23 protein-coding genes are annotated in these 19,372 nt (G+C 69.0%); 8 read left to right on the top strand and 15 right to left on the bottom strand.

Annotated features, from left to right (window positions below):
• Positions 1-16: 16 nt before the first annotated feature.
• Both hisI and CNO20_RS20580 read left to right on the top strand, forming a co-directional pair.
• Complete coding sequence (gene hisI, locus CNO20_RS20585; protein WP_101298091.1) at positions 17-379, top strand: phosphoribosyl-AMP cyclohydrolase; 363 nt, start codon at positions 17-19, stop codon at positions 377-379.
• Between the two features lie 7 nt (positions 380-386).
• Positions 387-1,547: a DUF7118 family protein gene (locus tag CNO20_RS20580; RefSeq protein WP_101298090.1), complete on the top strand. Its 1,161-nt coding sequence runs from the start codon at positions 387-389 to the stop codon at positions 1,545-1,547.
• 10 nt (positions 1,548-1,557) lie between these two features.
• Here the strand turns inward: CNO20_RS20580 and glmM are convergent, their stop codons facing one another.
• Positions 1,558-2,922, bottom strand: a complete 1,365-nt coding sequence (gene glmM, locus CNO20_RS20575) for a phosphoglucosamine mutase (protein ID WP_101298089.1) — start codon at positions 2,920-2,922, stop codon at positions 1,558-1,560.
• 94 nt (positions 2,923-3,016) lie between these two features.
• Positions 3,017-3,661: a phosphoserine phosphatase SerB gene (serB, locus tag CNO20_RS20570; protein WP_101298088.1), complete on the bottom strand. Its 645-nt coding sequence runs from the start codon at positions 3,659-3,661 to the stop codon at positions 3,017-3,019.
• A 134-nt stretch (positions 3,662-3,795) separates the two neighbouring features.
• Between serB and CNO20_RS20565 the strand changes: the two genes are divergently transcribed.
• The 3 genes from CNO20_RS20565 (at position 3,796) to CNO20_RS20555 (ending at position 7,339) form a co-directional block, all read left to right on the top strand.
• The gene (locus tag CNO20_RS20565; RefSeq protein WP_101298087.1) at positions 3,796-4,842 is read left to right on the top strand and encodes a sensor histidine kinase; all 1,047 of its coding nucleotides are present in this window, start codon (positions 3,796-3,798) and stop codon (positions 4,840-4,842) included.
• 64 nt (positions 4,843-4,906) lie between these two features.
• Positions 4,907-6,496 carry a phosphoglycerate dehydrogenase gene (gene serA / locus CNO20_RS20560; protein ID WP_101298086.1) on the top strand — a complete coding sequence of 530 codons (1,590 nt, stop codon included), beginning with the start codon at positions 4,907-4,909 and terminating at the stop codon, positions 6,494-6,496.
• A 222-nt stretch (positions 6,497-6,718) separates the two neighbouring features.
• The gene (locus CNO20_RS20555; RefSeq protein ID WP_143423308.1) at positions 6,719-7,339 is read left to right on the top strand and encodes a hypothetical protein; all 621 of its coding nucleotides are present in this window, start codon (positions 6,719-6,721) and stop codon (positions 7,337-7,339) included.
• Between the two features lie 178 nt (positions 7,340-7,517).
• Here the strand turns inward: CNO20_RS20555 and CNO20_RS20550 are convergent, their stop codons facing one another.
• From CNO20_RS20550 to CNO20_RS20520, 7 genes are all read right to left on the bottom strand, one after another.
• Positions 7,518-7,853 (bottom strand): hypothetical protein, encoded by a 336-nt coding sequence (locus CNO20_RS20550; protein WP_101298084.1) that lies wholly within the window; start codon positions 7,851-7,853, stop codon positions 7,518-7,520.
• 151 nt (positions 7,854-8,004) lie between these two features.
• Positions 8,005-9,321 carry a threonine synthase gene (gene thrC, locus CNO20_RS20545; RefSeq protein WP_101298083.1) on the bottom strand — a complete coding sequence of 439 codons (1,317 nt, stop codon included), beginning with the start codon at positions 9,319-9,321 and terminating at the stop codon, positions 8,005-8,007.
• Between the two features lie 102 nt (positions 9,322-9,423).
• The gene (locus tag CNO20_RS20540) at positions 9,424-9,795 is read right to left on the bottom strand and encodes a helix-turn-helix domain-containing protein (RefSeq protein WP_101298082.1); all 372 of its coding nucleotides are present in this window, start codon (positions 9,793-9,795) and stop codon (positions 9,424-9,426) included.
• Between the two features lie 71 nt (positions 9,796-9,866).
• On the bottom strand, positions 9,867-10,220 hold the full coding sequence (locus tag CNO20_RS20535; RefSeq protein ID WP_101298081.1) for a DUF7344 domain-containing protein: 354 nt from the start codon (positions 10,218-10,220) through the stop codon (positions 9,867-9,869).
• Positions 10,221-10,335: 115 nt separating this feature from the next.
• A complete protein-coding gene (locus CNO20_RS20530; RefSeq protein WP_101298080.1) occupies positions 10,336-10,575 on the bottom strand; it encodes a DUF8001 family protein in 240 nt (79 codons plus the stop codon).
• 79 nt (positions 10,576-10,654) lie between these two features.
• Positions 10,655-11,341, bottom strand: coding sequence for a DUF5828 family protein (locus CNO20_RS20525; protein WP_101298079.1), 687 nt, complete (start codon positions 11,339-11,341; stop codon positions 10,655-10,657).
• 73 nt (positions 11,342-11,414) lie between these two features.
• Positions 11,415-11,639 (bottom strand): DUF8007 family protein, encoded by a 225-nt coding sequence (locus tag CNO20_RS20520; RefSeq protein ID WP_101298078.1) that lies wholly within the window; start codon positions 11,637-11,639, stop codon positions 11,415-11,417.
• 96 nt (positions 11,640-11,735) lie between these two features.
• On the opposite strand from CNO20_RS20520, the gene CNO20_RS20515 reads away from it, so the two are divergent.
• Both CNO20_RS20515 and CNO20_RS20510 read left to right on the top strand, forming a co-directional pair.
• Positions 11,736-12,113: a cupin domain-containing protein gene (locus CNO20_RS20515; RefSeq protein WP_101298077.1), complete on the top strand. Its 378-nt coding sequence runs from the start codon at positions 11,736-11,738 to the stop codon at positions 12,111-12,113.
• Complete coding sequence (locus CNO20_RS20510; protein WP_101298076.1) at positions 12,110-12,703, top strand: DUF8052 family protein; 594 nt, start codon at positions 12,110-12,112, stop codon at positions 12,701-12,703. Before CNO20_RS20515 ends, CNO20_RS20510 begins: the two co-directional genes overlap by 4 nt.
• Before the next feature lie 13 nt (positions 12,704-12,716).
• Here the strand turns inward: CNO20_RS20510 and CNO20_RS20505 are convergent, their stop codons facing one another.
• The 4 genes from CNO20_RS20505 to CNO20_RS20490 form a co-directional block, all read right to left on the bottom strand.
• Positions 12,717-12,914 carry a hypothetical protein gene (locus tag CNO20_RS20505; protein WP_101298075.1) on the bottom strand — a complete coding sequence of 66 codons (198 nt, stop codon included), beginning with the start codon at positions 12,912-12,914 and terminating at the stop codon, positions 12,717-12,719.
• A 154-nt stretch (positions 12,915-13,068) separates the two neighbouring features.
• Positions 13,069-14,892: a carbon starvation CstA family protein gene (locus tag CNO20_RS20500; protein WP_101298074.1), complete on the bottom strand. Its 1,824-nt coding sequence runs from the start codon at positions 14,890-14,892 to the stop codon at positions 13,069-13,071.
• A gap of 203 nt (positions 14,893-15,095) precedes the next feature.
• Positions 15,096-16,061: an ArsA family ATPase gene (locus CNO20_RS20495; RefSeq protein ID WP_101298073.1), complete on the bottom strand. Its 966-nt coding sequence runs from the start codon at positions 16,059-16,061 to the stop codon at positions 15,096-15,098.
• A gap of 2 nt (positions 16,062-16,063) precedes the next feature.
• Positions 16,064-16,360 carry a DUF7990 family protein gene (locus CNO20_RS20490; protein WP_101298072.1) on the bottom strand — a complete coding sequence of 99 codons (297 nt, stop codon included), beginning with the start codon at positions 16,358-16,360 and terminating at the stop codon, positions 16,064-16,066.
• 92 nt (positions 16,361-16,452) lie between these two features.
• Here CNO20_RS20490 and CNO20_RS20485 point away from each other — a divergent pair, with 92 nt between their 5' ends.
• Positions 16,453-17,856: a CobW family GTP-binding protein gene (locus CNO20_RS20485; RefSeq protein WP_101298071.1), complete on the top strand. Its 1,404-nt coding sequence runs from the start codon at positions 16,453-16,455 to the stop codon at positions 17,854-17,856.
• A 52-nt stretch (positions 17,857-17,908) separates the two neighbouring features.
• Here CNO20_RS20485 and CNO20_RS20480 read toward each other — a convergent pair whose 3' ends face one another.
• Both CNO20_RS20480 and CNO20_RS20475 read right to left on the bottom strand, forming a co-directional pair.
• Positions 17,909-18,322 (bottom strand): SRPBCC family protein, encoded by a 414-nt coding sequence (locus CNO20_RS20480; RefSeq protein ID WP_101298070.1) that lies wholly within the window; start codon positions 18,320-18,322, stop codon positions 17,909-17,911.
• Between the two features lie 93 nt (positions 18,323-18,415).
• Positions 18,416-19,315: a TylF/MycF/NovP-related O-methyltransferase gene (locus CNO20_RS20475; protein WP_101298069.1), complete on the bottom strand. Its 900-nt coding sequence runs from the start codon at positions 19,313-19,315 to the stop codon at positions 18,416-18,418.
• Positions 19,316-19,372: the final 57 nt, after the last annotated feature.

Genomic DNA, 19,372 nt, shown 5'->3' with positions numbered 1-19,372 from the left:
TCGCTTTCGCACACGCATGACAGTGGACGTCGATTTCGGCGACGACGGACTGGTCCCCGCCGTCGCACAGGACGCCGACTCCGGCGAGGTGCTGATGCTCGCGTACGTCTCCCCCGAGGCGTTGGAGCGGACGCGCGAAACGGGCCGCGCGCACTACTACTCCCGCAGCCGCGACGAGCTCTGGGAGAAGGGGGCGACGAGCGGCCACGTCCAGGCCGTCCGGGAGATCAGGGTCGACTGCGACGCCGACGCGCTGCTGTACGTCGTCGACCAGGAGGGCGGGGCCTGCCACACCGGCCGGCGCTCCTGTTTTTACAGAACGATCGACGGCGAGGACGTGGGCGAGCGCGTGTTCGACCCGGACGAGGTGTACGAGTAGCCGACCGATGACCGGGGCGATCGGCGGCGCGGAGAGCGAGACGGCGCCCGAGATCGACGACCTCGCGGCCGCCCGCGAGGACCTCCGAGCGATCCGGAGCGAGATCGAGGAGATCGGCGAGCGGCGCGTGGAGGCGGTCGCCGAGGCTCACGAGGAGGCGCTCGGTCTGCTCCGGCGGTACGAGGGGCCCGCGACCGGAACCGGCGACTTCGGGGCGTACCTCGAGTTTCAGGAGTCGTTCGTCGAGCTCGTCGAGGGGCTTCCGGACGAGCTGCCGGCGCGGGACGCCTTCGAGGGGGCGACAGAGGCGGTGGACCGCCGCCGACTGCGCGAGCGCGACTTCGACCGGGCGAGGGAGGCGCTCTCCGACGCCGCCGAGATTGCGGCGCTGCTCGACGACCGCGCGGAGGCTCGCGATCGGCGCGACCGAGCCCGGCACGCCGTCGAGGAGCGCGTCGACGCGCTGAACGACCGACTGTCCCGGCTGAAGCGGGTCCGGCGGCTCGGCGACGCCGACTTCGACGCGCCCGTCGAGGAGCTCTGCGAGCCGATCCGAGCGTACAACCGCGCGGTCCGGGACGAGTTCGAGGCGTTCAAGCGCGAGGCGAGCGCCCGCGACCTGCTCGGATTCGTCGAATCGACCGGCGACTACCCGCTCGTCGGGTACGACCGGCCGCCGGCCGACCTCCTCGAGTACGTCGCCTCGAACCCCGCGGGCGAGCGGCCGGTGCCGACGCTGCTCTCGTACGCGGACTACTCGAACTCGAAGCTCGACCACTACGTCGACGACCCGGCCGCGCTCAAGCGGTGCGTCTCGGTCAACCGGACGTACCTCGAACGCCTCGACGCTGATCCGCTCTCGGTGTCGTGGCCGCCGCCCCCGGCGGCGGAACTCCGCTACCGGGCGCGGGAGCTGATCGCCGTCTGCGGTCGGTTCGCGGGGGCCGAGACGGTCGCGAAGGCGCGCTCCGTGCGGGATCTGGCCGCCGACGCGGCCCGGTACGACCGCCTCCGTCGGACGGCCGTCGCCCGCGAGGAACTGGACGAGAGCGAGCGGCGGCGGCTCGCCGCGGGCGAGATCGAGCGGGAGGCGGAGGTGCTCCGCGAGGAGCGGGCGGCGCTCCGCGAGGCGCTGGAGAAGGAGGGCGGTCGGGCGGTCGGGCGGTAGCTTCCGACGGTCAGACGCCTCCGAGTCCGGCTTCGAGCGCCCCCCGAACCGCGTCCGCGAGCTCCCGCGCCCGGTCGGCCTCCCGAGCCTCGGCGTAGATGCGGACCTTCGGTTCGGTGCCGCTGGGTCGGACGAGGACCCACGCGTCGCCGTAATCGAGCCGGTACCCGTCGGTCGTGTTCGGCTCGGCGTCGGCCGAGCGGGCGTACTCCTCGGCGGCGTCGAGCATCGCGTCGAGTTCCCGCTCCGTCCGGTAGGTGAGGTTCACGCGGACGTTGTGGTAGTCGGCGTACGGGGCGACGATCTCGCTCACGGGGCGCTCTGCGACCAGTTCGAGGAACTTCGCGCCGATGAACGCCCCGTCACGGACGAGCCGGTAGTTCGGGAAGAAGACGCCCCCGTTGCCCTCGCCGGCGATCGGGACGGACGCGCCGTCGGCCCACAGCTCCTTGATCCGCGTGATGATGTTGGTCGCGCCGATCGGCGTCAGTTCGAGGTCGGCGCCGACCGCGTCGACGACGTCGACGAGCCGCTGGGAGACGTTCACCGCCGCGACGGTCGTGTCGCCCGCGTCGAGTTCCGCCGCGGCCAGCGCGGCCAGCGAGGTGTCTCCCTCGACGTACTCGCCGCGCTCGTCGAAGAAGATGGCCCGGTCGGCGTCGCCGTCGTGGGCGATTCCCACGTCCGCGTCGGCCGCGCGGACGAGTCGGCCGAGGTCGTCGAGGTTCTTCGGAACGGGCTCCGGCTCGCGGCCGGGGAAGTGGCCGTCGGGCTGGGCGTTGATCGTCACGACCTTGCAGCCGAGTTCGCGGAAGAACGTCGGGCTCGTGAGCGCGCCGGCGCCGTGGCCGGGGTCGAGCGCGACGGTCAGGTCCGCGTCGGCGATCCGCCCGCGGTCGACCGCCGCGAGCATCCCGTCGAGGTAGTCCCGGTTCGCCGAGTCGATCCGGGTCGTCGAGCCGACCGCGTCCCACGGCGCGATGTCGAAGTCCTCCGCGAGGATGCGCTCCTCGATGCGTTCGAGCCTGTGGACCGGCAGTTCGATGCCGTCGGCGCCGACGAGCTTGACGCCGTTGTACTCCGGAGGGTTGTGCGAGGCGGTGATGTGGACCGCGGGAACGCCCTCGACCTCGCAGTACCGGACGACGCCGGGAGTGGGGACGACTCCCAGCCGTTCGACGTCCACGCCGACGCTCGCGAGCCCGCTCGCCGCCGCGTTCGTGAACATCTCTCCGGTGGTCCGGGTGTCGCGCGCGACGACAGCCCGGTCCGCGTCCCAGACCGTCCCCGCGGCTTTCGCGACGCGGAGGACGAACTCCGGGGTGAGCTGCTCGCCCGCCACCCCGCGAGTGCCGCTTGACCCGAATAGTTTCATTGAGGGAATGTGATCGTTCTGTCGACAAAGCCGTTCCGAACGAGGGACGAAATCGGAGGGGTACGAGGGGTACCCGGTTCGTCCCCGTCGCGGATTATTTCGGTCGGAGCACGCCGCGTTCCTCGAACAGTTCGCCGAGCCCGCGCATCGACTCGACGACGGCGTCGCAGACCGGCCGAACCGCGTCCTTCGGGACGAAGCCGACGGCGAACCCGGCGACTTCGAGCATCGGCAGGTCGTTCGCGCCGTCGCCGACGGCGATCGTGCGCTCCATCTTCACGCCGAGGTCGGCCGCGAGTCGCTCCAGCTCGCGGTCCTTCGTCCCCTCGACGAGCGGCCCCTCGACCTCGCCGGTGAGTCGACCCCCCTCGACGGGCAGGCGGTTCGCGACGATCGTGTCGACCGACGCGCCCTCCTTCTCCAGCGCGCGCCGGACGCCGCGCTCGAATCCGCCCGTCAGGATCGCGGTGTGGTGGCCGTAGTCGTTCAGCCGGGCGATGAGATCGGCGGCGCCGGGGCGGAGTTCGACCTCGTCGTAGGCCTCCTCGGCCGCTTCCACCTCCAGCCCGGCGAGCAGGCGCGCGCGCTCGCGGAGGCTCTCCGCGTAGCCGATCTCGTCGTTCATCGCCCGCTCCGTGATCTCGGCCATCTCGGCCGCCGCTTCCCTGCGCTTTCCGAGCAGCACCGTCATCTCCGAGTCCGACAGCGTCCCGTCGAAATCGAACGCGACCAGTTTCATGCGCGTACCGTAGACGGGCGCCGGTTTGAAACCACCTGAATCGGCCGTTTTACGGCCGGGAAGAAGCGGGTGGTGTTCCGGGCTTTCATCAGAGAAGGGAAATTATTAAAGACTTGACTCAGTCGTCGATATCGATGATCGCCGGGGCGTTGAAGCGATGGTCGCTGTCGATCGTGGCCGTCGGCCTCTCGTTCGTCCCGCTCGCGCACCTCCTCCTCGAACCGCACGCGCTGCTGTCGCTGCTTCTGGAGGCGGTGCTCCCCTTGATACTGCTCTCCGGCGTGGCGTACGCCGGGTACGAGTACGCGCGACGGGAGTCCCCCGGATTCGTCGTCGCGGTCACGTCCCGGACGATCGCCGTCGTCGCCGGCGTCCAGCTTCTGAACCTGTGGGTGCTCACGGTCACCGTGGCGGAGGGCGGTGCCGCCGTTCACCCGGCCGGCCTGACGGGGATGTACCTCGCGGCGGGCGCGATGGCCGGACTCTACCTCGGGACGACCGACGCCCGCCGCAAACAGCACGAGCGGGCGCTCGCCGAGGAGCGGGACCGGCTCGACTTTCTCAACGAAATCCTCCGACACAACGTGCTCAACGCGATGCAGGTGGTGATCGGTCGGGCCGAGCGCCTGCGCGAGCGGCCGGACCCCGACGACGCGGCCACGATCCTCCGGTGGGCGCGGACCGTCGCCCGGCAGGTCCGCCGGATGCGACTCCTCACCGGGGAGACGGAGCGCGCGCGGCCGATCGATCTCGCCGGAGTGCTCCGCGAGGAGGCGTCGAAGGCTGGCGACAGGGACGGCGTCGAGGTGACGGCCGACCTCCCGGAGCGACTGACCGTCGTGGCCGACGACGGCGTCGGCGTGCTCTTCGAGACGCTGCTCTTGAACGCCGCGGAGCACGCCGTCGACGAGCCGAGCGTCGACGTGTGGACCGAGACGACAGACGACACCGCGACGGTGTGTCTCGCGGACAACGGTCCCGGCCTCCCGGAGGAACTTTCGGCCGCACTCAACGCCGGCGAGTCGGACTCGGACCTCTTCGGGTTCGGCCTGCACCTCGTCGCGACGCTCGCGCGGCGGTACGGCGGGGCGCTTCGCGTCTCGGACAACGAGCCGACGGGCACGGTGTTCAGGGTCAGCCTGCCGCGGGCGCGCGCCGCCGAGCGAAGGGAAGCGCGCTAGCGAAGGGCATGCACTATCCGCCGTCGAAGAAACCCTTAACCGCGGGCCGACGGTCCCTACGCACATGCGGGTACTCGTCACGGACCCGATCGCGGAAGCCGGCCTCGACACGTTACGCGAGGCGGGCCACGAGGTCGAAACCGCCTACGACGCCGAGGGTGAAGCGCTGTTGAACGCCGTCTCCGACGCGAACGCGTTGATCGTTCGATCCGGAACGCAGGTCACGCGGGAGGTGTTCGAGGCCGCGCCGGAGCTCGTCATCGTCGGCCGCGCGGGCATCGGCGTCGACAACATCGACATCGACGCCGCCACCGACCACGGCGTGATCGTCGCGAACGCCCCCGAGGGGAACGTCCGCGCCGCCGCCGAGCACACGGTCGCGATGGCGTTCGCCGCCGCGCGCTCGATCCCGCAGGCGCACGTCCGGCTCAAGGCGGGCGAGTGGGCGAAGAAGGACTACCTCGGCACCGAGGTCAACGGCAAGACGCTCGGCATCGTCGGGCTCGGCCGCGTCGGCCAGGAGGTCGCAAAGCGCCTCGGCTCGCTCGGGATGGACCTCGTCGCCTACGACCCCTACATCGGCGAGGAGCGCGCCGAACAGCTCGGCGCGGAGCTCGTCGGGTTCGATGAGTGTCTCGAACGCGCCGACTTCCTCACCGTCCACACGCCGCTCACCCCCGAGACGGAGGGGCTCATCTCGACCGAGGAGCTCGAACTGATGGGCGGCGGCTACCTCGTCAACTGCGCCCGCGGCGGCGTCGTCGACGAGGGGGCGCTCGCGGCGGCCGTCGAAGACGGCACGCTCGACGGGGCCGCTGTCGACGTGTTCGCCGAGGAACCGATCGGCACGGACAACCCCCTGCTCGGGGTCGAGGACGTCGTCGTCACCCCGCACCTCGGCGCGAGCACGTCGGCCGCCCAGGAGAACGTCGCCACGAGCATCGCCGAGCAGGTCGTCGCGGCGTTCCGCGAGGAGCCCGTGATGAACGCCCTCAACGCCCCGTCCGTGGACGAGAGCGCCTTCCCGCGCATCCGCCCGTACATCGACCTCGCGGAGACGGCCGGCAAGGTCGCCGTGCAGGTGTTCGACGGCCGCATCTCGGAGATCGACGTGCGCTACGAGGGCGATATCGCGGCGGAGGAGGTCGACCTCGTGACCGCGAGCGCGCTCAAGGGCGTGTTCACCCCCCTGGAGTGGCAGGTCAACGCGGTCAACGCCCCGCAGATGGCCGAGGAGCGCGGCATCGAGGTGGCCGAGACGAAGACCAGGCAGGCCGAGGACTTCCAGAGCCTCGTCACGGTGACGGTCGGCGACGGCGAGGACTCGGTGTCGGTCTGCGGGACGCTCTTCGCCGGCGACGACCCCCGCATCGTCCGCATCGACGGCTACCGCGTCGACGCCATCCCGCACGGGCACATGCTCGTCGCGCGCAACTACGACCGACCCGGCGTCATCGGCCTCATCGGGACGGTGCTCGGGGATCACGACATCAACATCGCGGGGATGTTCAACGCCCGCGAGACCTTCGGCGGCGAGGCGCTCACCGTCTACAACCTCGACACCGAGGTGCCCGAGGACGTGATCGACACGCTCGAATCCGACGAGCGCATCATCGGCGTCCGGACGATCGTCCTGAACGGCACCGGCGAGTAGCCCGGTTTGTGTCTTTTTCGTTTCAACGTGCGATAGCTTTTCGTAGCGCGTGAACGCTCCCGGTTCACAACTTCAGGAAAATTGTCGACTCCGATCGCCGAGTGAGTAGGCCCGCACGAGGGATGAAAGCGACGTTCTACCGCGTAGAGCCGGCGCAATCATGTGTGAAATCGCTCTTTGTTTAAACGGAATGGCTACTAACTCGGCTACATTGGGTCGCGTATGAAACGCCGTACGTTTCTGCTCGGCGTCGGGAGCGCAGCCGTTGTCAGTACGGGTGGTTGCATCGGCACCATCGACAAACAGCGGGAGCTGAATAGCGGAGGAACCAACGCCGGAGGAAACGGAAGCACGGGCGGAGCCGGCGAATCGACACAAATGGAGTTCTCGATCGTCTCCGCGGACGCGGGTCCGGGACCAGTGAACTACGACGTAAGCGTCACCGGCAGTCGGTTGGGTGCCACCGCGATACCGAATCTTGAGATCGCGGTCGAAAACACGGGCAACGAGAGCGTGAGTTGGTCGTACACTGGACAGACCGGCGACCTGCCGCTCCCACAGGGTGTACACACCGAAACCGGAACCCTCGTGGTCGGTCTGGACGAGGAAATCCGGAATCAACTGATGGAGACCGACAGCGGGTGTGCCCGGGTCGACCAGTTCGTCGGCGCCGACGGAATCAAAAATACGACCCTCGACCCCGGCCAGCGTCGCAAGCGGGAGTACGCAGTGGTCGGCGTCGATGGTGAACTGTCCGGGGGATGTCCAAAGGCCAGCACGTATCGGATCGAGGAGGAACTCGGAGACGTCGGGACGTGGGGGTTCGAGTTCCGGCTAGAGTGACTGTGGCCAAACGTGTTGGTAGAGTGATTGCGGCCAAACGTGTTGGTAGAGTGATTGCGGCCAAACGTGTTGGCCACGTGGCCACGGCGGAATCCCTTCGAAATCGACTACCCAGACCCTCCTATCGGACGGTCCCGCACGCCGATTCGTCAGCGTAGAAAAACGGCGGATAGACGGATCAGATCGACCCGAGAAGGCGTTTGAGACGGCCGAGAAGAGACGCGCCGACCGTCGACCGTTCGGACCGGGCCGACGACCGGTTCGCGTCGGAGATGAGGCGTTCGTACTGGTCGATGACGTCCCGGCGGGCGGCCTCGCTGCGGGCGAGTCGGCGTTCGAGCGATCGGACCTCGGCTTCGAGCTCCGCGATTCGGTCGGCCGCCTCGCGCGCACCGGTGCCGCCGGTCGCGACGTCGCGGGGCGCGGCTTCCTGCGCGGAGTCCGCCGAGTCGAGGGGCCGTCCGCGCTCGCGCCCGCCGGGTGCGGCTTCGGTCGACAGGCCCTGCTGTGGCACGCGTCGACGTAGGGACGAGGGCGATAAAAACGTGCGTCAGACCCCGGTCGCACGCGCGTCATGCGCCGGGGGGTCGAGCCGAAGCCGAACGCCGTTCGGCTTCAGCGGCAGACTGGCCCGGCCGACTTCGGCGACCGAACGGCGACCGGCCTCAGCGGCTGAACAGCCCGATCAGCTTACCGAGCCGTCCCCGGCCGTCCGACCGCCCTTCGAGGTGGCGGAGCACCCCGTCCGTCGAGTTCGGGACGGACTCGGGCTCGTTGCCGGCCGCGAAGGCCGCGTCGGGGTCCTTCAGCAGGTGTCCGGTCGTGAGGCAGACCACGTCCTCGTCCGCCTCGACGACGCCCTCGTCCCTGAGCTTCCGGAGGCCGGCCACGGACGCCGCGGAGGCGGGCTCGACGCCCACGCCCTCCCTCGCGAGCGCGCGCTGGGCCGAGGTGATCGCCTCGTCGGAGACGGCGACCGCGGTGCCGCCCGTCTCGCGGATGCCCGGCAGCGCCTTCGGGGCGTTGACGGGGTTGCCGATGCGGATCGCCGTCGCCTTCGTCTCGACCTCGTCCCAGCGCCGAACCTCGTCCGCGCCGCCCTCGATCGCCTCGACCATCGGGGCCGCCCCTTCGGCCTGCACGCCGGTCAGCTTCGGCACGTCCCGGGGGTGCAGCGCGCCGCTTTGGACGAGTTCGCGGAACGCCTTGTACAGCGCGGCGGTGTTGCCGGCGTTGCCGACCGGGAGGACGATCCGGTCGGGGTAGCGCCCCTCGTCGGCGTAGAACTCCTCCAGAATTTCGAGCCCGATCGTCTTCTGCCCCTCCAGCCGGAAGGGGTTGAGCGAGTTGAGGAGGTACGCCTCGCCGCGGGCGGCGAGCTCCTGGACGATGTCGAGGCAGGCGTCGAAGTTGCCGTCGACCTCGAGGATGCGCGCGCCGTGCAGCGCCGCCTGGGCGACCTTCCCCGCCGCGACCTTCCCCGACGGGAGGAGCACCAGCGTTTCGAGGCCGGCCCGTGACCCGTAGGCGGCGAGCGCGGCGCTCGTGTTGCCGGTGCTCGCGCACGCGAGGCGATCCGCGCCGAGGCGTTCCGCGACGGTGACGCCGACGGTCATCCCGCGGTCCTTGAAGCTGCCCGTCGGGTTCATCCCCTCGTGCTTGATCCGGAGGCGGTGGACGCCGACCGACTCCTCCAGCCGCGGGACGCGGTGGAGGGGCGTGTCGCCCTCGGGGAGGCTCACCCCCTCGTCGAACGGGAGCGCGGCCGCGTAGCGCCAGACGCCGCGCCCCCGCCCCTCGAAGTCCTCCCAGGTCGGGAGGTCGGCGTAGCGGACTTCGAGCAGGCCCTCGCACTCGTCGCAGGTGTACCGAACCGCCTCGAAGGGCGCGAACGTCTCGCCGCACTCGATGCACTCCAGCCAGACGCCGTCCTCGGCGGCGTCGGGTGCCGACGGGGCGGACGCGGAGAGGTCTAAGCTCATCACCCGGGGGTCGTCCCCCGCGGGGAAAAGTTGGACGGTTCCGAGAGAATGCTGCCGAGCCGATCGCCCGACCGGCTCGCGGCGACCGTCTCCGGAGGCTCGCTACTCGGTCCCGAACTCGTCGATGCGCTCGTGGACGTTCTCGACCCACTCGTCGAGCGTCTCGTGGAGCATCTCCTTCGCCTCCGGGAGCGGGGTCGCGGTGTACTGGTAGACGTAGCCGCCGGGGTCGAGCAGCCGCCGCTCGCGCCGGGCGAGCCCCTTCTCCAGGAGCGTCGTCAGCGACCGGTTGACGTTGCTGCGGTCGCGGTCGAGCCGGTCCGCCAACTCGGCGACGGTGCTTCCGGGGTTGTCGAGCAGCGCGAGGTACGTCCGGCTCTCGTGGTTCTGGATGCCGAAGACGCAGGCGAGGACGTGCTGAAAACTCGGGTCGCTCGTCCCGATCAGCTCCTCCATGTCGGGGGCGTCGGCCATACCCCCACTTCGGCCATGACGGCGATTAAGCTTCTGCTCGACGCGGGGCGCTCGGAGGGTGTCAGACCGGCTCAGACCAGCGCCGCGAGCGCGTCCTCGTTCGGCGCGACGAAAACGCCGTTCCGCCGGGAGAGGTCGACGAGCCCCGCCGATTCGAGTCCCGGAAGGTGTTCCTCGTACAGCGAGACGAGCACCCGCTCGTAGCGGTCGTCGGGGACCGCGTCTGCGTCGGTTCCGAACTCGGCCGCCGCCACTCGCCGGGCCAGTTCGTCGAGTTCGAGCGGCGCGTCGCCCGCCTCGAGCGAGTGGACGAGCGTGCGCGAGCGCGCGTCGGCGAAGATTCCGCTCACCGTCTCGGCGGACAGCGACGGCGCGGAGGCGGTCTCGACGTCGGTCGTGACGGGTCTGGATTCGTCGATGCTCATACGCGCCGGCACGACCGGACGCGGTAAAGCCGATTTCCCAAAAGGATTTGGGTCGATCCGGAAACGGGGTGAAACGAACGCCGACGGGGCAGAGATCGCGGGTCAGGCGGCCGATTCAGCGGGACTTCCCGTACCCCATCTTGCGGATGCACGTCCGCATCTCCTCTTCGGTCGCGTGTTTGTGCAGCGTCGTCGGCGTGTCGCAGTAGTACGTCTCGCCGTCGCTGCGCAGCGTCACCTCGTGGGTCGAGCCGAGCATTTCGGTCTCGATGACGACTCGACGGCCCTCGCGCAGCGCCGCCAGGATCTCCTCGGCGGTCAGTTCTCCGGACTTCGCGCGGAGCGGTTCCTGCATCGACTGTCACCTCTCGCTCAGTCGTTATCACTGTTTGGCGACGGATCGACGGCCCGAAACCGGGACGGAAAACGGCCTGTCAGTTCGTCGTGCTCCTCGTCTCGCTCGGCGGCTTGGGCGGTTCGACGCCCTCGACGGCCTCGACGGTCTCCGTGTCCTTTTCGGTGTCGACGTGCCAGCGGTCGATCTCGTCCTCGTACTCGCCGAGGCGTCGGCTGACTTCCCGCTTCAGGTCGTCGTCGTTGACGTTCACCTCGAAGATGAACGTCTCCTCGTCCTCGCCGCGGGTCGTCTTCTGGATGTTGGCGCTGATCAGCTCGTTGTCGAAGTAGTACGGCGCGAGCTGGGTCATCACCTTCCGGTAGACGGTTCCCTCGACGGCGCGGATGGCCTTCCGACCGGCGGAGTCGGCCGCCCGCGCGACGTAGTCGATCGAGTCCTGCCAGCTCTCGATCGCGCCCTCGTTGTCCCCGACTTCGACCCGCTCGTAGGACTCGGACAGTTTCTCGCCCGCGGTCTTCAGGTCGTCGTCCGGGTCCTTCCCGGCCTTTTCGCCCTCGCCCTCGCCCACGCTGGCCTTCTCTGCCGTCTTCTCGTTCACGTCCTCGCCGAGCCGCTCGTGAGATTTCGGTCGCCACTCGTCCCAGTCTTCGAAGGCGTCGCCGTCGGCGCCGGCCTCCCGGAGCGCGCTGGTGATGCGTTCGCCGTGCTCGACGATGTCGCCCCACGAGCCGCGCTGTTTGAACCCCGAAATGCTCTCTTCCATCCCTTGTCGGTGGTACGCCGAGCACCGATATAAACGTCTCCGGCCGCGTGGTACCACGCGACGGAGCCGCCGGTCAGCGGCCGTACGCGAGTCTGGTGGCGAGCGTGTCGAGCCGGCTCTTGAGTCCCGCGAGCCACGCGGCCGGCGAGACGGCCCGCAGCTCGGCCTCGTCGATCTCGATGCGCGACCCGCGGAACGGGTCGCGACGCTCGCGCTCCTCGTCGGACTGCTCCGACGAGACGGCGTCCACGACCGAACTCATCGCGCACCGTCCGCAGTACTCGGTCTTTTTTCCCATGCGTGTCCCTCTCACGGGCGGTAGGGAAACCGCACAGTTAAACGTTGCCTCGGAACCCCGACGGACTTTTCTATGCGGACTGCTGTCTGAGCACGTATGGGATACCGCGTCGTGCGGACGGACGGGGTCGAACCGGCGCCGGACCGCCCCTGCGAGCTGCGCCGGCTCTCCGCGCCGGCCGGCCTCGAACAGATGGCGATCAACCGCTTCGTCGCCGAGCCCGGCGAGCAGCTACCGCTCGCGTATCACTACCACGACGACCAGGAGGAGGCGTTCTACGTCCTCTCCGGGACGCTCCACGTCGAGACGCCGGAGGGAACGTACGAACTCGGGCCGAACGACCTGTTCGCCGTCGATCCCGGGAGCCCGCAGCGGGCGTACAACCCGGAGGAGGCGGACGCCCCGGTCGACGTGATCGCGGTCGGTGCGCCGCCCGCGAGCGGCGACGTCCACGCCTACGAACCCGAACCATGAGCGACGCGGGGGCGAGCGGAGAGCGGGAGGTGCCGGTCTGGGACGATCCGTACCTCGATCGCGTCTCCGATCGGCTGATGTACAACTACGACCTGGAGCGCGATTACGCGGTCGCCGGCGAGCGGTTCGACCTCTACGGGCGGATGCGAATCGAGAGCCAGAAACGGCTGTTCCACCCCGCGCTGAACTACGCGAATCACGGCTCCGAGGAGCACCTGTTCGCCCGCCGGGTCGACGGCGTCGGCCGCGCGGACCTCGAAGCGCTGGTCGACCTCGGCCACCGGCTCGCCGACGAGTGGATCGTACCGGACGAGGAACACTTCAGCACGGACTTCTCGTTCGCGCTCGTCGCGCCCGAGATCCCGCCGGACGCGCGCGAGTTCGTCTCCGGCTTCTCCGACCGGACACTCCTGAAGTACGGCTACTACGGCCACTACGAGATCAACCTGCTCGTCGTCGCCCCCGAGGCCGAGGACGCGGTCGCCAGCCGCAACGCCGACGTCGTCCGCGCGTTCCGGCTGTGGCGCGACGTGCCCGCCGAACCGCCGGGGCTCCTCGCGCGCGTCCTCCGCCGCTTCGGTCGGTCCTGAGCGACGTCGGTCGTCACCCCTTCGACGGATCGCCCCGCTCGGCGTCCTCCTCCGATTCCGAGCGGGGCGTGTGTCGGCCCCGCTCGTACGCCAGCACCCCGAGCGCGATTCCCACCGTGACGCCCGCGACGCCCCCGAGGCCGCCGAACGCGAGCAGTCCCGCGCCGCCGAACGTCAGCGCCGGGATCGCGACCGCTACGCTTACCCTCATCACGCAGTCATGTCCGATCTCGGATGAGAAAAGTGTTGCCTCGCGGATAGCTCATAGGGAGTAGCGTAGCCGATCGGGGACACAGCGAGTCCCGACCGACCAGAGTGATCGATTCCCACGTGAGGGAATCGATGGATTCCTACGCTACTCCCTATCAGTCGTCCGACTCCGAGCCGCCGTCGGCTGCGACCTGCCTCGCGGTGCCGCGGGCCCGTCTGATATTGCTGTAGCCCAGCCACACGAGCGACAGCGCCAGGCCGATCAGTACCAGCGCCAGGACGATCTGGACCGCGACGGACGCCTGGGTGGCGAGGCTCGCGTCCCCGCCCCACTGGCCCAGGACGAACTTCACGTAGAGGTTCTGGTACAGCGCGAGGTACAGCAGCCCGCAGACGGTGATGAACGTCATGAGCGCCATCGGGACGCCGGTGCTGACGAGCTGTTTGTTGTCGTCCCAGTTGGCGAGCCACACCGTCGCCGTCAGGAGCGCGAGCGCCGCCAGTAGCTGGTTCGCACCGCCGAACAGCGGCCAGAGGTCGGCCCAGGTGCCGCTCGACACGAGGACGTAGGCGACGCCGATCTGGACGACCGCGTTACCGTAGCGGTCGGTGGCGGCGCTCTCGACGGTGGTCTCCGGCGTGCCGACGATCTCGTCCATCATGTAGCGGCCGAGCCGCACCGCGGTGTCGGTGCTGGTGAGCAGGAAGCTGACCAGCACGAGCGCCATGAACGGCGCGCCGAACGACGTCGGGATGCCGAAGCTGGTGAGCATGATGCCGCCGCCGGTGGCGAAGTTCGGCAGCGCCAGGCCGATGCCGCTCCCCTCGGCGAAGCCGACGATGGCGACCGCGGCGAGCGCCGTCGTCGCCAGCAGCCCCTCGCCGAGCATGCCGCCGTAGCCGATGAGGCGGGCGTCCGACTCCCTGTTGAGCTGTTTCGAGGTCGTCCCGGAGGAGACGAGCGAGTGGAAGCCGCTTATCGTCCCGCACGCGATCGTGATGAACAGGAGCGGGAACAGCGGCAGGCTCGCGGTGCCCCAGAACCCGTAGTAGGGTTCGAGCGAGATGGTGAGCGGCTGGGACGCGCTGCCGAGGATCGTCCCGACGATGATCGCCAGGAGCGCGCCGCCGACGCCCGTGTAGAGCAGGAACGACGACAGGTAATCCCGCGGCTGGAGCAGCATCCAGACCGGGAGCGCGCTGGCGAGCGCCCCGTAGACCATCACGACCGGCACCCACGCGGCGGTGTTGGCGCCGAGCTCCCCGGCCGCCGGAATCCACGACCCCGCGCCGGAGAACAGCACGATGGTGTTCGCGGGCGCGGTCTCGGCCGTCGGCTGGAACAGCGCCAGCGGGTACTCGATGCCGATGAACACGCCGGCGAACACGGCGAGCACGAACACGACCGTGCCCGGAATGAACGGCAGGTTCATCTGGTAGAGGTACACGCCGAAGACGAACGCGAGCGCGATGTAGACGAGGCTCGCGGTCGCCGCCTGCGGGTACGCGTTGAAGACGATGCCGACCACGAGGGCGAACACCGCGACGACGAGGATGATCGTCAGGAACGCGAACCACAGGAGCATGTTCTTCCCGCGCTCGCCCACGTACTCGCCGATGATGTACCCGATCGACTTCCCCTCGTGCCGGAGGCTCCCGGAGAGGGAGACGAAGTCGTGGACCGCCCCCATCAGGGGATTACCGATGGCGATCCAGAGGAGCGCCGGGACCCAGCCCCACACCACCCCGGCGGTGATAGGACCGACGATCGGCGCGCCCCCCGCGATGCTCGAGTAGTGGTGCCCGAGGAGAACTGGTTTCTTTGCGGGCACGTACTCCTGCCCGTCCCTGTACTTGTGTGCCGGTGTTTCCCGGTCGTCATCGAGTTCGACGAACCGCGCGAGGTACCTGGAGTATCCCAGGTACCCGACGCTGAACAGCGCCAACACCGTGACGACCAGCCAGATAACCTGTACCATGTGTGCGAACCTCACTACAATCCATGAAAAAATAGGACTTAAAGCTTCGGCCTTTCTACGCGAGTTCTGATACTCCGTTAACGTCCGAAATAGTATGCAAAATGGACCGAGGTCATTATTTTCATCAAATTAGTAAGAGAATGTAGAAGAGGGCGGATTTGAATACTTTGCGGTGCTTACGGCGCCAAAGCGGTCCGGCGAGGTCACGCCGCCTCGACGGTCGTCTCGATCTCCAGTTCGGCGGCCACGTCCGCGAGGAGGCCCCCTTTGACCTCCGAGACGCGGGTTTCGACGGCGGCGACGAGCGGCTCGTCGAACTTCTCGCGGATCTGCCGCAGGCGCTCGCGCTCGGTTTCGACCCGGTCGCGGAGAAACCGCGCGCCCCTGCCGTTCTCGTCGGGATCCGGCTCCGGAGTCAGCTTGTTGACGGCGAGTCCCTGCACGTCGAGGCCGTGCTCCCGCAGTCCGTCGACTGCCCGGCGCGTCTCGCGGATCGAGAGCTCGTCGGGGTTGACGACGAGGAAGAAGGCGGCCTCCTCGCGGAGCGCCTCTCCGGCGAACTCGAAAAAGTCCTTTCGCTCCCGCAGGCGCTCGAGTATCGGGTCGCCCTCCATCAGTCGGCGGGGCTGGTTGTTCCCGATGGCGGCCCGCTCGAACAGCCGGATGCTCTGTCGACGCTTCGCGACCAGGCGGTCGATCCACCCCTCCAGGAAGTCGGGGAGCGCGAGGAGCCGGAGCGTGCCGCCCGTCGGCGACGTGTCGAAGACGACCCGGTCGTACTCCTCGGAGTCGCGCATCACGTCGACGAAGCGGTCGAAGAGCGCCGCCTCGTACGCCCCGGGGGTCTGGTGGGCCATCTCGATCTGCCGGTCGATCTCGTTCACCATCGCCGGGCTGACCTGGTCGCCGAGCGCGCGCTTCGTCTCCAGGAGGTGCCGTTCGACCTCGTCGTCGGGGTCGACCTCCATGGCGTACAGATTCTCCTCGCCCTCGACGGGCCGGGGCGAGTCGTCGAACGCCTGGTCGAACACGTCGGAGGTGCTGTGGGCCGGGTCGGTCGAGACGACGAGCGTGGCGAGCCCCTCGCGGGCGCACTTGAGCGCGTAGGCGCTGGAGACGGTCGTCTTGCCGACGCCGCCCTTCCCGCCGAAGAAGACGAACTTGCGCATCGTCAGAAGTGGTACTGGTGGCCCTTGCGTTCGAGGAGCGACCCGCGGTCCCACATCCGCCGCTCCCACGCCTCGAACTCGTCCTCCAGGTAGGGGAGCAGTTCGGCCGTGTAGTAGGAGACGGGGCTCGGGATGCCGAACGCGTCCGGGAAGCAGGCGAGCATGAACGTGTCCTCCACGTCCTCGGCCTCCTTTTCGATCTTCTCGTACGCCGGATGGGCGATCATCCCGTGGTAGAGCCCGCGCAGCCACTCCTCTACGACCTCGCGGTAGGCCGCGATCCGCCGTTCGAGCGTCATGCGTTCACAACCTCCCCGTCTCGCGGGTAAAAGGGTGTCGTTCGGTTACACTCGGCACAGATTCATTACCGCGGAACGACGACGCGACCCACATGAACCGAGAGTCCGTTCCGGTCACCGTTCTCAGCGGCAGCCTCGGAGCCGGCAAGACGACCCTCCTCAACCACCTGCTCGCCAACGCCGGCGAACTCGACGTCGCGGTGCTCGTCAACGACATGGGCGAGATCAACGTCGACGCCGAACTCGTCGCCGAGGGGTCGGACCTCTCCGTCGACGACGGCATCACGGAGCTCTCGAACGGCTGTATCTGCTGTGAGCTCCGGGACGACCTCGAAACGGCGGTCGTCGACCTCGCCCGCGAGCGCGACTTCGACCACCTCGTCGTCGAGTCGTCCGGCATCAGCGAGCCGGATCCGGTTGCCCGCCTGTTCACGACCGGGTCGCGGGCCGCTGCGCTGTACGAGGTCGACTCGCTCGTGACCGTCGTCGACGCCCGCCTGTTCTACGACACGTTCGGCGCGCGGGGGGCGGCGAAGCGCCGCGTCGAGGCGGATCTCGCCGGGAGAGGGGCGGCGAGCGGCGAGGCCGCCGGGGGAGATGCGGCGGGCGGCGGAACCGACGCGCTCGGCGGCGGCGAGGGAACCGACGAGACGGGCGAAAGCGACCAGACGCGTCCCCTCTCGGATCTCCTGGTCGAGCAAGTCGAGTTCTCGAACCTCGTCCTGCTGAACAAGTGCGATCTCGTCTCCGCGGACGAGCTCGAAGCGGTCGAGGAGCTGGTGCGGACGCTCCGCCCCGACGCCGAGATCGTCCGCACGACCTTCAGCGAGGTCGACCCCGACCGCCTGCTCGGTCGCGGACTGTACGATCCCGCGACCGCCGCCGAGGCCGCCGGCTGGAAGCGGGCGCTGGCGGAGATCGAAGAGGAAGGGGAAAGTCGTGATTCCGACCGCGGCCGCGATTCCGACGACGACGACCACAACCACGACCACGATCACCACCACGGCCACGACCACGACGACCGCCACGGCCACGACCACAAACACCCCGAAGAGGTGTACGGCGTCTCGTCCTTCGTCTACCGCCGACGGCGGCCGTTCCACCCCCGTCGGCTCGAAGCGTTCCTGGCTGACCTCCCGGAGTCCGTGATCCGGGCGAAGGGGATCTGCTGGGTCGCCGGCAGCGAGCAGCAGCAGTCGTTCAGCCAGGCGGGCCCGTCGGTCCGCGTCAGGGCGGCGGGGCCGTGGATAGCGGCGCTCTCAGAACTCGACCAGCAGCTCTACCGGTCGAACCGACGGAACTTGGAGTGGGACGACGAGTGGGGCGACCGCCGGACGGAGCTCGTGTTCATCGGACGGGACGTGGACGAGGAGGCCCTCGTCGCGGCGCTCGACGACTGTCTCCTGACGGACGAGGAGATGGACGCCGGGTGGGACGACTTCGAGAGCGCCTTCCCCGCCGAGCAGGGCGAGGAGGTCGCCCTGGCGGAGCCGTAGCCCGCGCCGGGGTCGTCGAGAATCGCCGGGCGGGGCGCGGGAGCCGCGGGAGCTACGAGCTCAGATCGTCGGCCAGCGCGTCGAGCGCCCGGTTCAGTTCGCCCCGGCGCTTCCAGGCGGCGAGCCGGTCCGATACGGCGGGGAGGGGAAGCCCGAGGCTCACGGTCGAGCGCATCGTCACCCGCGATCCCTCGTTTTCGGGTTCGACGGACACGCGCGTCTCCATCGCGTCGAACGGTCCGTCCCCCTCCTGGACGTAGTAGAGGTCGCCGTCGCGCCGCTCGAACCGGAACGTCAGTTCGAGGCCGCGGGCGCCGGCGGTCACGAGCGCGGTTCCGTCGTCGCGCTCGTCGACCCCCCGAACGTCGAAGCTCCCCTCGTACTCGATCATCGCCGCGGGCGTGAGCGCCCGCTCGACGACCGGCGGCGTCGCCCGAACGAACCGCGAGGAGCGAACCTCTCGCACGGCTCGCCCGTCTCCGCGGGCCGCCTAAAACGTTCGCGTTCCGCCGCGCTCGATCGTTCGGCGATCCCGGGCGCCAGGCGGGGAGAGCGACCTTCAGTCGTCCGTCGAGGCGCGCAGCCGGTACGTCCCCGCGCCCTCCTCGGCGACCTCCTTGAAGGCGTGCAGCCGGGGCTCTTTCACCGTGTAGCCGAGCAGACTCCCGAACCCGTTCGACTTCGGGTGGAGGCCGATGCCGCTCCCCGCGCCGATCACGCCGGGGGCGTCGCGGTCGAGGTGCTCGCGCCACCACTCGTTGTCGAAAAAGAGGCTGGCGATCTCCATGTGCTTCACGTCGTGCGTGAACAGGTAGCCCTCCCGCGACAGGAGCGGCCAGAGGTGTTCGAGGCACGTCTCCGCCGACGCCCGGAGGCCCACGTCGAGGAACGCCAGCGTGACCGGCTCGTCGAAGTCCTCCATCGTGTCCTCGAAGTACCCCTCGTGGAAGGTGCACGCGGAGATGTCGCCGAAGGCGGCGACGTTCCGCCGGACGGCTTCGAGCGACCCCCGCCAGGAGCCCTCGTCGTAGGTGTGGACCTCCCGGGACCCGATGAGCACGTGGGACCGGTCGCCCTCCGCGGGTTCCGGCATCCCCTCGAACGAGTCGAACACGTCGAGCCGCCGGTCGCAGCGCCCGGCGACGAGCGACAGGTTCGCGGTGCTCCCGCCCATGTAACAGCCGCACTCGACGACGCTCCCCTCGGTCTCCTTCGGGACGTTGAGGATCTTCGTCGCGATGATCAGGTGCTCGACGAACGACGACCCTGTGGGGATCCGCATGTTGTTCAGGAGCATCTTGCCCGCCAGGGCGCACTTGGTGCCGAACCCGACGCCGTACTCGGAGCCGGTGTCGGCGCTGAAGTACTCGCCGAGCACGATCGGCGCGCTCAACGCCAGCAGGGAGAGTCTGTACAGTCGGGCGAGGATCGAAATCGGCTTCTGTCCCCTCAAATCCATACGGGAGTGGGTCGGCACCGCTCCGTTTTGTTATACGCGGATTATCCGGAAAATCGA

It is taken from the genome of Halegenticoccus soli (assembly GCF_002844195.1).
Lineage (GTDB): Archaea > Halobacteriota > Halobacteria > Halobacteriales > Haloferacaceae > Halegenticoccus > Halegenticoccus soli.
The sequence above is the reverse complement of the archived record's forward strand: the minus strand, read 5'-3'. Positions and strand labels throughout refer to the sequence as shown.

Bases quoted from the DNA above. Each gene is read 5' to 3' on its own strand.
- hisI (WP_101298091.1), top strand. From the start codon at position 17: ATGACAGTGGACGTCGATTTCGGCGACGACGGACTGGTCCCCGCCGTC.
- CNO20_RS20580 (WP_101298090.1), top strand. From the start codon at position 387: ATGACCGGGGCGATCGGCGGCGCGGAGAGCGAGACGGCGCCCGAGATC.
- glmM (WP_101298089.1), bottom strand. From the start codon at position 2,922: ATGAAACTATTCGGGTCAAGCGGCACTCGCGGGGTGGCGGGCGAGCAG.
- serB (WP_101298088.1), bottom strand. From the start codon at position 3,661: ATGAAACTGGTCGCGTTCGATTTCGACGGGACGCTGTCGGACTCGGAG.
- CNO20_RS20565 (WP_101298087.1), top strand. From the start codon at position 3,796: ATGATCGCCGGGGCGTTGAAGCGATGGTCGCTGTCGATCGTGGCCGTC.
- serA (WP_101298086.1), top strand. From the start codon at position 4,907: ATGCGGGTACTCGTCACGGACCCGATCGCGGAAGCCGGCCTCGACACG.
- CNO20_RS20555 (WP_143423308.1), top strand. From the start codon at position 6,719: ATGAAACGCCGTACGTTTCTGCTCGGCGTCGGGAGCGCAGCCGTTGTC.
- thrC (WP_101298083.1), bottom strand. From the start codon at position 9,321: ATGAGCTTAGACCTCTCCGCGTCCGCCCCGTCGGCACCCGACGCCGCC.
- CNO20_RS20540 (WP_101298082.1), bottom strand. From the start codon at position 9,795: ATGGCCGACGCCCCCGACATGGAGGAGCTGATCGGGACGAGCGACCCG.
- CNO20_RS20535 (WP_101298081.1), bottom strand. From the start codon at position 10,220: ATGAGCATCGACGAATCCAGACCCGTCACGACCGACGTCGAGACCGCC.
- CNO20_RS20530 (WP_101298080.1), bottom strand. From the start codon at position 10,575: ATGCAGGAACCGCTCCGCGCGAAGTCCGGAGAACTGACCGCCGAGGAG.
- CNO20_RS20525 (WP_101298079.1), bottom strand. From the start codon at position 11,341: ATGGAAGAGAGCATTTCGGGGTTCAAACAGCGCGGCTCGTGGGGCGAC.
- CNO20_RS20520 (WP_101298078.1), bottom strand. From the start codon at position 11,639: ATGGGAAAAAAGACCGAGTACTGCGGACGGTGCGCGATGAGTTCGGTC.
- CNO20_RS20515 (WP_101298077.1), top strand. From the start codon at position 11,736: ATGGGATACCGCGTCGTGCGGACGGACGGGGTCGAACCGGCGCCGGAC.
- CNO20_RS20510 (WP_101298076.1), top strand. From the start codon at position 12,110: ATGAGCGACGCGGGGGCGAGCGGAGAGCGGGAGGTGCCGGTCTGGGAC.
- CNO20_RS20505 (WP_101298075.1), bottom strand. From the start codon at position 12,914: ATGAGGGTAAGCGTAGCGGTCGCGATCCCGGCGCTGACGTTCGGCGGC.
- CNO20_RS20500 (WP_101298074.1), bottom strand. From the start codon at position 14,892: ATGGTACAGGTTATCTGGCTGGTCGTCACGGTGTTGGCGCTGTTCAGC.
- CNO20_RS20495 (WP_101298073.1), bottom strand. From the start codon at position 16,061: ATGCGCAAGTTCGTCTTCTTCGGCGGGAAGGGCGGCGTCGGCAAGACG.
- CNO20_RS20490 (WP_101298072.1), bottom strand. From the start codon at position 16,360: ATGACGCTCGAACGGCGGATCGCGGCCTACCGCGAGGTCGTAGAGGAG.
- CNO20_RS20485 (WP_101298071.1), top strand. From the start codon at position 16,453: ATGAACCGAGAGTCCGTTCCGGTCACCGTTCTCAGCGGCAGCCTCGGA.
- CNO20_RS20475 (WP_101298069.1), bottom strand. From the start codon at position 19,315: ATGGATTTGAGGGGACAGAAGCCGATTTCGATCCTCGCCCGACTGTAC.